Origin of the sequence: Phreatobacter sp. (assembly GCF_052440005.1) — a bacterium.
In the GTDB taxonomy this organism is placed as follows: Bacteria; Pseudomonadota; Alphaproteobacteria; order Rhizobiales; family Phreatobacteraceae; genus Phreatobacter.
On the sequence record NZ_JBQVQL010000064.1, the window covers coordinates 17,330 to 28,351 of the forward strand.

At 70.2% G+C, this 11,022-nt stretch carries 12 protein-coding genes; 4 read left to right on the forward strand and 8 right to left on the reverse strand.

The features are described 5' to 3' along the window. Nucleotides 1-8: 8 nt before the first annotated feature. The 4 genes from ACT6XY_RS15660 to ACT6XY_RS15675 all read right to left on the reverse strand — a co-directional run bounded on the left by ACT6XY_RS15660 (nt 9) and on the right by ACT6XY_RS15675 (nt 2,296). On the reverse strand, nt 9-575 hold the full coding sequence (locus tag ACT6XY_RS15660) for a DsbE family thiol:disulfide interchange protein (protein WP_444749259.1): 567 nt from the start codon (nt 573-575) through the stop codon (nt 9-11). Next, nucleotides 572-754, reverse strand: a complete 183-nt coding sequence (ccmD, locus tag ACT6XY_RS15665) for a heme exporter protein CcmD (protein ID WP_444749260.1) — start codon at nt 752-754, stop codon at nt 572-574. The genes ACT6XY_RS15660 and ccmD overlap by 4 nt, the downstream gene beginning before the upstream one ends. 2 nt (nt 755-756) lie before the next feature. Continuing rightward, complete coding sequence (locus ACT6XY_RS15670; protein WP_444749261.1) at nt 757-1,515, reverse strand: heme ABC transporter permease; 759 nt, start codon at nt 1,513-1,515, stop codon at nt 757-759. A gap of 112 nt (nt 1,516-1,627) precedes the next feature. Continuing rightward, nucleotides 1,628-2,296: an outer membrane protein gene (locus ACT6XY_RS15675; RefSeq protein ID WP_444749262.1), complete on the reverse strand. Its 669-nt coding sequence runs from the start codon at nt 2,294-2,296 to the stop codon at nt 1,628-1,630. A gap of 530 nt (nt 2,297-2,826) precedes the next feature. On the opposite strand from ACT6XY_RS15675, the gene ACT6XY_RS15680 reads away from it, so the two are divergent. Continuing rightward, nucleotides 2,827-3,582, forward strand: a complete 756-nt coding sequence (locus ACT6XY_RS15680) for an SDR family oxidoreductase (protein WP_444749263.1) — start codon at nt 2,827-2,829, stop codon at nt 3,580-3,582. 62 nt (nt 3,583-3,644) lie between these two features. Further along, nucleotides 3,645-5,669 carry an excinuclease ABC subunit UvrC gene (uvrC, locus tag ACT6XY_RS15685; protein ID WP_444749264.1) on the forward strand — a complete coding sequence of 675 codons (2,025 nt, stop codon included), beginning with the start codon at nt 3,645-3,647 and terminating at the stop codon, nt 5,667-5,669. Between the two features lie 6 nt (nt 5,670-5,675). Here the strand turns inward: uvrC and ACT6XY_RS15690 are convergent, their stop codons facing one another. Continuing rightward, entirely contained in the window at nt 5,676-6,410 is a 735-nt protein-coding gene (locus ACT6XY_RS15690; RefSeq protein WP_444749265.1) for a lysophospholipid acyltransferase family protein, read from the reverse strand. A gap of 31 nt (nt 6,411-6,441) precedes the next feature. Continuing rightward, nucleotides 6,442-7,152 (reverse strand): YdcF family protein, encoded by a 711-nt coding sequence (locus tag ACT6XY_RS15695; RefSeq protein WP_444749266.1) that lies wholly within the window; start codon nt 7,150-7,152, stop codon nt 6,442-6,444. 182 nt (nt 7,153-7,334) lie between these two features. On the opposite strand from ACT6XY_RS15695, the gene ACT6XY_RS15700 reads away from it, so the two are divergent. Then, entirely contained in the window at nt 7,335-8,309 is a 975-nt protein-coding gene (locus ACT6XY_RS15700) for an NADPH:quinone oxidoreductase family protein (RefSeq protein ID WP_444749269.1), read from the forward strand. A 206-nt stretch (nt 8,310-8,515) separates the two neighbouring features. After that, on the forward strand, nt 8,516-9,226 hold the full coding sequence (locus ACT6XY_RS15705) for a TerC family protein (RefSeq protein ID WP_444749270.1): 711 nt from the start codon (nt 8,516-8,518) through the stop codon (nt 9,224-9,226). 10 nt (nt 9,227-9,236) lie between these two features. On the opposite strand, the gene ACT6XY_RS15710 is transcribed toward ACT6XY_RS15705, so the two are convergent. After that, entirely contained in the window at nt 9,237-9,629 is a 393-nt protein-coding gene (locus tag ACT6XY_RS15710; RefSeq protein ID WP_444749267.1) for a hypothetical protein, read from the reverse strand. 131 nt (nt 9,630-9,760) lie between these two features. Beyond that, nucleotides 9,761-11,022 (reverse strand): gamma-glutamyltransferase (gene ggt / locus ACT6XY_RS15715; RefSeq protein ID WP_444749268.1); only part of this gene is annotated, 1,262 nt, incomplete at its 5' end.

Below are 11,022 nucleotides of genomic sequence, written 5' to 3' on the forward strand. Positions count from 1 at the left end.
ACGCAGCCCTACCGCGCCAGCGCCTTCTCGACTTCCGGCCGGATGATCCCTGCCAGCACCTGCGCCGTGATCGGCCCGACATGCTTGAACAGGATCGTCCCGTCACGCCCGACGACGAAGGTCTCGGGCACGCCGTAGACCCCCCAGTCGATCACCGCCCGCCCCGCGGGATCGACGCCCACCATCGCATAGGGATTGCCGTTGCGGCCGAGGAAGCGGCGCGCATTGTCCGGCTGGTCCTTCTGGTTGATACCGGCGAGACGGATGCGCGTGTCCTTCGCCAGTTCCATCAGGAAGGGGTGCTCCTCATGGCAGGGAATGCACCAGGAGGCGAAGACGTTGACCACGGTCACCTGGCCCGCGAGATCGGCGCGGCGGAAGCCCGGCCGGTCGATGCCCTCGAGCGGCGCGAGGTCGAACTGCGGCGCCGGCCGGCCGATCAGCGCCGAGGGCAGGCGCTGCGGGTCGCCTTGAAGGCCGACGATGAAGACGATGACGAGCGCCGCGAACAGCGCCAGCGGCAGGAAGGCGAGCCAGGAGCGCCGCTTCGGCGCCGGGGCCGCGGTGTCGCTCACGAGGATGCGCTCCCGCCCCGGGCCGAGCGGCGGCTGATGCCGCGCGCCTCGAGTTCGGCCAGCCGCGCCTTCTGCGTGCGGTGGTCGATCACGATCCACACCGCGAGCGCCACCAGCGTCACCGCCGTCACCGCATAGGAGGCGACGATGAAACCGGCATGGGGGTCGGATCCGAACATGCTCACTCCCCGGGAACCGGCTCGGCGCCGGCCGGCATCTCGCGCTGCGCTGCGACCATCTGCATGGCGCGCACCCGGCGCCGCAGGATCTCGTTGCGCATGGCGGCGAGGTGCATGGTCAGGAACAGCAGCGTGAAGGCGACCGCGGCCACCATCAGCGGCGTCAGGATCGAGGGATGGATGGTCGGGCCGCCGAGGCGGAACACCGAGGCCGGCTGGTGCAGCGTGTTCCACCAGTCCACCGAGAACTTGATGATCGGCAGGTTGATGGTGCCGACGAGCGTCAGCACCGCGGCCGCCCGGCCGGCCCGGCCGGGATCGTCCACCGAGCGCCACAGCGCCATCAGGCCGAGATACATGAGGAGCAGGACGAGCTCGGAGGTCAGCCGCGCGTCCCAGATCCACCAGGTGCCCCACATCGGCCGGCCCCAGAGAGAGCCGGTGGCCAGGCAGATGAAGGTGAAGGCCGCGCCGATCGGCGCCGCCGCCTTGGCGGAGACGTCGGCGAGCGGATGGCGCCAGACCAGCGTGCCGATGGAGGCGACCGCCATCACCGCGTAACAGAACAGCGACAGCCAGGCCGCCGGCACGTGCAGGTACATGATGCGGACGGTGCCGCCCTGCTGGTAGTCGGCGGGGGCGATCATGGCGAGCCAGAGCGCCGCCCCAAGGGCAAGCGCCGTCGCGGCCATGAGCCAGGGCAGCGCCCGGGCGACCAGCGCGAGGAAACGGGTGGGATTGGCGAGGTCGGTGAGCGCCATGGACGATTTCTAGAGCGCGGGGGCCGGGCTGGCAATGCGGCCGATCAACCCCCCCGAAACGCGAACGGCCCGGGCGAGCCCGGGCCGTCGGTTGTCACGCTGTCGTGCGCGATCAGAAGCGGTAGTTCACGCCCGTGCGGATCGTGTGGCTGGTCATGCCGACACGCGGGGCACCGGAGAGGTTGTTGTAGGTAGCGCGGCCGAGATCGGTGTAGCGATACTCGATCAGGCCCGACCAGTTCTGCGTGAACTTGTACTCGCCGCCGGCGCCGAGGGTCCAGCCGGTGAGGGTGCGCGACTGGCTGACCACGGCCGGAGCGAGCTCACGGGCGTTGACCTGGCCGAGGGCGAGACCACCGGTGGCGTAGATCAGCAGGTTGTCCTGCACGGCGTAGCCGAGGCGGGCGCGCAGCGAACCATGCCAGTTCTCGGTGGCGCGAACGTCGGTCGGCGCGGCCGAGACGAAGCGGCGCGAGATGCTGCCGTATGAGATGTCGCCGGCGGCGCCGAGCACGACGCGGTTGATCTGCCAGTCGTAGCCGGCCTGCAGGCCGCCGAAGAAGCCCGAGGCGCCGCCGAGCGAGTAGCCGATGTCGTTGCGGAAATTGGACGAGAATCCGGCGCCGAGATGGGCACCGACGTAGAAGCCGGTCCAGACGCCGGCCGGGGCGGCCGGAACGTAGACGGTGTCGGCGACCGGCTGGCGGCGCGGGATGTCCGCCGCGAAGGCGGGGGTGGCGAGCATGGCGGCGGCGGCCGCGGCCCAGACGATCTTCTTCATGGTCTACTCCTGTCCCACGGACGACCCCGGCAACCGGTGGTGTCCCTGTCGTGATGCGGTGAACAATCCATAACCGCATTCGTTCGAATTTTCGCGTGTTCCTTGGTCACGTCCTTAATGGAGCGTTACCGCCGGATGGCACGCAACCGTCAAGCGACGGCATAGGCGCCCCAATTCCACCGCTTGATGTCTGAAATGAGGCGTGGATCGCAAAGTCATATTTGGAAATAAGGTGTTACTTATCGCTCGAATACATATTAATATCTGCAAATACGTCACAACGACTTTGATTGTCCTGTCGTTCTGTGTCGCAACCATGGCGACGGCTGGACGAACATCGGGCGGTAAAGGTGAACCGTCCCCGAGGCTCTGGCGTAGAGCGTGACGCAGCACGGCAGGCGGGCGGGTCGCCCAGTCGAGCGCGGCGGTAATACTGACGAGGCGCGGCATCGCATGCCGGGACGGGCTGTGGCATTTCGGCACCGCCCGGCCTAGGCAATGCGAAGGCGGCAGGGAAAAGAGGGTCCTCCATGGAGGCGATGGGCGCGGCACTGGTGACCGGCGGGGGGCGTCGGGTCGGGCGGACGATCGTCGAGGCGCTCGCCGCGGCGGGCTATGCGGTGGCCATTCACGTCCACCGCTCCGGCTCCGAGGCCGCCGAGATCGCCGCGCGCATCAACGCCGCCGGTGGACGGGCCGCCGTCGTCACCGCCGACCTCGCCGAGCCGGCCGACGTCGACGCCCTGGTGGGCCGCGCCGTGGCCGCGGTCGGCCCCCTCACCCTCCTCGTCAACAATGCCAGCGAGTTCGTCGAGGACCATCTCGGAACGCTGACGCGCGAGGTCTGGAACCGCCAGTTCCGCGTCAACATCCAGACGCCGTCCTTCCTCGCCCAGGACTTCGCGGCACAGGCGCCCGACGGCTCCGCCATCGTCAACATCACCGACCAGCGCGTCTTCAAGCCGACGCCGCAGTTCTATTCCTACGCCCTCACCAAGGCGGCGCTGGCCGCCGCCACCGTGTCGATGGCGCAGGCCCTGGCCCCGCGCATCCGGGTGAATGCCGTCGCGCCCGGGCCCTCCCTCCAGGGCCATCGCCAGGGGCCGGATGATTTCTCCCGCCAGGTCGCCGCAACCCTCACGGAGACAGGCAGCCCGCCGGCGGAGATCGCCGGCGCCGTCCTCTACCTCGCCCGCGCCACCGCGGTGACGGGCGTCACCATTCCCGTCGACGGCGGCCAGCATCTCGTCTGGCAGACGCCGGATGTCATGGGCCTGCGCGAATAACGGACGCCGCCTGCCGCTGATGCCAGATGCCGGACGCGGCGATCGCCTATATATCGCCCGTCATGACTCGTCCCGGCCGCACCAACATCGATCCCGACCTGCGCGACCCCGAGGCCGCCGCCGCCGACGAGGCGGAAGCGCCGGTGCTCGACCTTGCGCCGGAGGATGAGGAAGCCCCGGCCGAGGGAACGGTCGCCGCCGGCATGGAGGTGATCAAGGCGGCGGTGAAACACGCGCCCAAGGGCCCCGGCGTCTACCGCATGATCGGCGCCAAGGGCGAAGTGCTCTACGTCGGCAAGGCGAAGTCCATCGCCAAGCGGGTGATCTCCTATGCCCGCCCCACCGGCCTCGTCACCCGCATCGCCCGCATGGTCGCCGCCACCACGGCGATGGAATTCGTCTCGACCAAGACCGAGACCGAGGCGCTGCTCCTGGAAGCCAACCTCATCAAGCAGCTGCGCCCGCGCTTCAACGTGCTGATGCGGGACGACAAGTCCTTCCCCTATATCCTCATCACCGCCGACCACCCGGCCCCGCGCATCGCCAAGCACCGCGGCGCCCGTGTGCCCAAGGGCGACTATGTCGGCCCCTTCGCCTCGGCCTGGGCGGTGGGGCGCACCATCAATGCGCTGGAGCGCGCCTTCCTCGTGCGTTCCTGCTCCGACGCCGTCTTCGAGAGCCGTACCCGCCCCTGCCTCCTCTTCCAGATCAAGCGCTGCGCCGGCCCCTGCACCGAGGAGGTGGCGCCGGACGACTATGCCGCCCTCGTCAAGGAGGCGAAGCTCTTCCTCTCCGGCCGCAGTCAGGCGGTGAAGCAGCTCCTCGCCCGCCAGATGGAGGAAGCGGCCGAGGCCATGGAGTTCGAGCGCGCCGCCGTCTACCGCGATCGCCTCGCCGCCCTCTCCGCCGTCCAGGCGACCCAGGGCATCAACCCCCGCGGCGTCGACGAGGCCGACGTCTTCGCGGCTGTGCAAGAAGGAGGTCAGACCTGCATTCAGGTCTTCTTCTTCCGCACCGGCCAGAACTGGGGCAACCGCGCCTATTACCCCAAGGCCGACCGTTCGCTGGAGGCGGCTGAGGTGCTCGCCTCCTTCGTCGCCCAGTTCTACGACGACAAGCCGCCGCCCGGCCTCGTCCTCCTCTCCCACGAGGTCGAGGACCAGCCGGTCCTCGCCGACGCCCTGTCGGCCCTCGCGGGACGGCGGGTGGAGGTGCAGGTGCCCCGACGCGGCGAGAAGAAGGACCTCGTCGACCACGCCGCCCAGAACGCCCGCGAGGCGCTGGGCCGCCAGCTCGCCGAGAGCGCCTCGCAGCTCAAGCTCCTCCAGGGCCTCGCCGAGGCCTTCGGCCTGCCCGCGCCGCCGCGCCGCATCGAGGTCTACGACAACTCCCACATCATGGGCTCCAACGCCGTCGGCGGCATGATCGTGGCGGGCCCCGAGGGCTTCCGCCGCCGCGACTACCGCACCTTCAACATCAAGTCCGACATCGCCCCCGGCGACGACTTCGGCATGATGCGCGAGGTGCTGGAACGCCGCTTCAAGCGCCTTCTGAAGGGCGCGCCGCGCGCCGGCGACCCGGCCGGGGGCGAGGATGCATCAGAGGCGCCTGCGGAAGAGGCCGAGGCCGACGGCTCCTGGCCCGACCTCGTCATCATCGACGGCGGCCCCGGCCAGCTCGCCGCCGCCCGCGCCATCCTCGACGGTCTCGGCATCGCCGACGTGCCCCTCGTCGGCATCGCCAAGGGCCGAGACCGCGAGGCGGGCCGCGAGACCTTCCACATGACCGGCCGCGAGCCCTTCCGCCTGGAACCGCGCGACCCCGTGCTCTATTTCGTCCAGCGCCTGCGCGACGAGGCGCACCGCTTCGCCATCGGCACCCATCGCGGCCGGCGCAAGAAGGACATCCGCTCCGCCGGCCTCGCCGAGATCGGCGGCATCGGCCCCGCGCGCAAGCGCGCCCTGCTCAACCACTTCGGTACGCTGAAGGCGATCGAGAGGGCGAGCCTCGAGGACCTCCAGCGCGCCCCCGGCATCAATGCCGCCACCGCCCAGGCGGTCTACAACTTCTTCCGTCCCCAGGGCTGACGGGGGCTACTCGCCCTCGCCCTTCGCCCGCGATTCCGCGATCAGCCGGTTGGTCGCGCCCTCGATCTCAGCCTCCAGCCTCTCGGCGAAGGCGACGGGCGACAGTCCCGGAGGGATCGGGTCGAGGAACTCCACCACCACCGTGCCGGGATGGCGGAGGAAGGACTTGCGGGCCCAGAACATGCCCGAGTTCAGCGCCACCGGCTGGCAGGGCACCCCGAGCGCCCGGTAGAGATGGGCGACGCCGTACTTGTAGTCGGGCGGCGCGGCCACCGGCCGCCGCGTGCCCTCGGGGAAGATCATCACCTGCCGGCCGATGGCCGCCGCCTTGCGGGCGCCGACCGTGATGGAGGCGAGAGCCTCGCCCTTGCGGCCGCGGTCGACGGGAATCTGCCGCGCCTTCCAGACCGCCCAGCCGAACAGCGGCACATAGGCGAGCTGGCGCTTGTAGACATAGGCCGGCCGGCGGAACGGCTCGAAGAAGGCGAAGGTCTCCCACGCCGACTGGTGCTTGGCGGCGACGAGCAGCGGCCCGTCGGGGATCTTCTCCATCCCCCGCCACTCGACCTTCATGTCGCAGATGACCCGCAAGGCCCAGAGATTGCCGCGCCCCCAGAGCAGACCGATGCCGAGGACCAGACGGTCACCGGGCAGCAGCATGATGGGGATGAGGACCAGGAGCAGCAGCCCCGTCCACAGGTAGAAGAAGACGTTGAAGACGAGAGAACGCAGGTGGAGCATCGGGCGGATCCTTGCCGCCCGGTCCGGCGGTCTAGGTGCGGGCGGTGCGCAGCGGTGCAACGGGTGGATCGGCGGTAGCCCGGTCCAGCCGCAGTCCCACTGCCGCCATCAGGTACTTGGCATATTCGAAGCCGAGAATCTTCACGCTCGCCGCGTCTTTCCACCATCTCTGCGGATGGAGGGCGCCGGTCTGCACCGGGAAGGCGACGAGCCTGACGTCCGGCATGAGCCGCTGCAGCTCCAGCATGGTGCGCGGCATGTGGTAGCTCGAGGTCACCACCAGCAGCGAGCGGAAGGAATGCAGACGCGTCCACTTGGCGGTCTCGATGGCGTTGCCGCGGGTGTTCAGCGCCCGGTGGTCGAGGTCGATGCAGCAGGCGAGCAGCGGCGAGGCCGCCGGCACCGCCCGGGCGAGCTCGCGCTCGCGCACCATCGGGTTGACGCCGCTGATGAGGAGCCGCCGCCCATGGCCGGCCCCGAGCAGGGTCACGGCGTCGCTGACGCGGTAGCTGCCGCCCGTCATCGCCACGATGGCTTCGGTGCGCGGGCTGTCGGGATCGTAGGGGCGGGTGGCGGTTTCGGCGAAGGCAAAGAAGCCTGCGCCGAGGCCGAGGGCACAGGCCGCAGCGATGGCCGGCACGAGGAAGGACGGGCGCAGCACCGCGCGGAGCAGCGAAGGCCTCGGCGAGACCTTGGATCCGGGCGCCAGACCGGGCGCGCTGTCGATGCGCATGGGCGTCATGATACCCTAGGATAGCACCGAATGAGGCAATCAGAAGTCGCGTTCATGGCCATCTGCCATGGTCTGCCGGCAGCCCCGCATCCGCCCGGGGGCGCTGGCGGCACGCCCTTCCTTCGGCCGGGATTGACTCCGCACCGCACCCCACCGAAGCCTTGGGCGACCGTTCCCTGGAGAGAGCCGTGATGAAAGCCGTCCTGTGCAAGGCCTACGGGCCGCCCGAGAGCCTCGTCGTCGAGGAGCTGCCCGATCCGGTCGCCGGACCCGGCGAGGCGGTGGTGCGGGTCGCAGCGGTGGGGCTCAACTTCTTCGACAACCTCATCATCCAGAACAAGTACCAGGTGAAGCCCGACCTGCCCTTCTCGCCGGGTTCGGAATTCGCCGGCCGCGTCGAGAGCCTCGGCGAGGGCGTGAGCGGCCTGAAGGTCGGCGACCGCGTGCTCGGCAACATCTCCCACGGCGCCGCGCGCACCCATGTCGTCGTCAAGGCGGCCGCCCTGGCCCCGATCCCTGACGGCCTGTCGGACGAGCAGGCGGCCGGCATGATCATCACCTACGGCACCACCATCCACGCCCTGAAGGACCGCGCCCAGCTGAAGCCGGGCGAAACGCTCGCCGTGCTCGGCGCCGCGGGCGGGGTCGGCCTCGCCGCCATCGAGCTCGGCAAGGCCATGGGTGCCCGCGTCATCGCCTGCGCCTCCTCCGACGAGAAACTCGCCTTCTGCCGGCAGCACGGCGCCGACGAGACGCTCAACTACGCCACCCAGGACCTCAAGGAGGGACTGAGGGCGCTGACCGGCGGCAAGGGTCCCGACGTGATCTACGATCCCGTCGGCGACAAGCTGGCCGAGCCCGCCCTGCGCGCCATCGCCTGGGAGGGCCGCTTCCTCGTCATCGGCTTCGCCGGCGGCGAGATCCCGAAGATCCCGCTCAACCTGACCCTGCTGAAGGGCTGCGACATCCGCGGTGTCTTCTGGGGCGCCTTCGCCCAGAAGGAGCCTGAGCGGAACCGCGACAACCTCGTGCAGGTCGCCCGCTGGACCGCGGAGGGCAAGCTCTCGCTCCACGTCCACGGCACCTTCCCGCTGGAGAAAATCGCCGAGGCGCTCGGCGAGCTGACCAGCCGCAGGGCGCAGGGCAAGGTCATCCTCAGGCCCTGAGCCGGCTGACCAGGCTCCCCGCGACGAAACAACGCGGGGAGGCCTCCGGCGGGGCCCGGAACCCGCCGGCGACGGCAGCGTCTTCCCACGTCGGACGATACCGCCCGGCCGCTATCGCCCTCCCACTCCGAGGTTACCCCGTGGAAGACATCGTCCGGCTCGCCGCAGACCCCACCGCCTGGGCCGCGCTCGCGACCCTCATCGCCATGGAGGTCATCCTCGGGATCGACAACCTCATCTTCATCTCGATCCTGACCAACAAGCTCCCCGAGGGGCAGCGCGAGAAGGCCCGCCGCATCGGCATCGGCCTCGCGCTCATCATGCGCCTGGCGCTTCTCGGCACCATCGCCATCATCGTCTCGCTGACCCAGCCGGTCTTCTCCGTGCTCGGCAAGGCCTTCTCCTGGCGCGACATCATCCTCATCGCCGGCGGCCTCTTCCTGTTGTGGAAGGCGACCAAGGAGATCCATCACAACGTCGATGCGAGCGGCGGTCACGAAGTCGATACCGGCGCGGTGGTCATCGCCAATTTCGGTTCGGCGATCGTCCAGATCATCCTGCTCGACATCGTCTTCTCGGTGGACTCGATCATCACCGCCGTCGGCATGACCGACGAGATCGTCATCATGGTCATCGCCGTGGTGGTGGCCGTCACCGTCATGCTGCTCGCCGCCGATCCGCTGGCGAACTTCATCGAGGCCAACCCGACGATCGTCATGCTGGCGCTCGCCTTCCTGATGATGATCGGCATGACCCTGATCGCGGAAGGCTTCGGCGTGAAGGTGCCGAAGGGCTACATCTACGCCGCCATGGCCTTCTCGGCGCTGGTGGAGGGCCTCAACATGCTCTCGCGCCGGGCGGCGGTCAGGAAACGGGCGAAGGCGGAGGGCGAGCCGCGCATGCCCGTGCGCCGCTGATCCCGGCCCCTCAGGAGGCGACCATGGAGCGCCGCCCCGCCGCGGCCTCGGGCGCCGTGCTGCAGAGATCGGCCTCGGCCGCGGCGCGGTCGGCCTCGCTCTCGGCGATCAGGTGGATGTGCACCTCTCCGGCCCGCTTCATCTGGGCGAGGCGGGCGAGGGCTGCGGGAGAGGCCGGCGAGCGGCCGGCCCACAGCGCGACGCGCGTGCCGTCGGCTTCCGCGCGGGCGAGGACGATGACGGCGCCCGGATAGGCGGGCGCGGTCGCTGCGGCATGGACGGTCGCGAGATAGCGCCGTCCCGAGACGCCGCGCCAGGCATGGAAGCGCGCGGCGAGGCCGGACACCCTCAGGGCGGAGGGCGTGCCGGCGTCGAATGCATGGATCGTTCGGCCTTTGTTCATTGGAACATTATGAGAACAAACCAGCGTTACGGTCAATGCCGACGGGGGCCTGCGCAGCGGGCTTGCTGACAGCGTTATGGCAGGAGGGAGCGGGGACGAGGCTGCCGCGCCGGCACGACCGGACCGTGCCGTCAGTGTCCGGCCGCCAGCGTGCCCCGCTGCCGCGTGTCCGCCGCCCCGGCCCATCCCCCCGGCACCGCCATGATGGCGTTGACGTTGCCGAAAGTGCCGCGCGGCGCGATCCGGTGACCGCGCGCCTCCAGCAGCCGCAGCGTGTCCGGCGACAGCCCGCCCTCCACGTCGATGGCGTCCGGCCGCCACTGGTGGTGGATGCGCGGCGCCGCCACCGCCTCGGCGATGTTCATGCCGTGGTCGACCACGTTCAGGATGGTCTGCAGCGTGATGGTGATGATGCGGCTGCCACCCGGCGAGCCCGTCACCATCGCCACCTTGCCGTCGCGGAAGAGGATCGTCGGCGTCATCGAGGAGAGCGGCCGCTTGCCCGGGCCAGGCAGGTTGGCGGCGCCCTGAACGAGGCCGAAGGCGTTCACCGCCCCCGCTTTCGCGGCGAAGTCGTCCATCTCGTTGTTGAGGAGGATGCCGGTGCCCTCGGCGACGAGGCCGAGGCCATAAGAGAAGTTGAGCGTGTAGGTGTTCGAGACGGCGTTGCCGAACCGGTCCACCACCGAGAAATGCGTCGTCTGCTCGCCCTCGTGCGGCGCCGGATCGCCGGCGCGGATCTCGGCGGAGGGCCGCGCCCGCTCCGGGTCGATCCGGGGTCGGAGCGCATCCGCATAGGCCTTGGAGGTCAGCCCGCGCACCGGCACCGCGACGCTGTCCGGGTCGCCGAGATGCAGCGCCCGGTCGGCATAGGCGAGTTTCATCGCCTCCACCATCAGGTGGATCGTCTCGGCGCCGTTGTGGCCGCGCCGCCCGAGGTCCATCGGCTCGAGCAGGTTCAGCATCTGCACCAGATGCACCCCGCCCGAGGAGGGCGGCGGCATGGAGGCCACCGCATAGCCCCTGTAGGTCCCGCGCACCGCCTCGCGGATCACCGGCCGGTAGGCCCGGAAATCCTCCAGGGTCATGATGCCGCCGTGGGCGGCCAGCGCCGCGACGATCCGCGCCGCCGTCGCGCCCTCGTAGAAGCCGGCCGGGCCCTGCTGGGCGATGGCCTCCAGCGAGCGGGCGAGGTCCTCCTGCACCAGCCGGTCGCCCCGCCCGGGGGCGCTGCCATCGGCCTTGAGGAAGATGCGGCGCGAGGCGGGAAAGCGCCCGAGCCGCGCCGCCGCGCGGGGCAGGGAATCCGCCAGGTCCTCGTCCACGGCGATGCCCTCCCGGGCGAGGCGGATGGCGGGCGCGATCAGCTCGGCGAGGCCGAGCTGTCCCGATC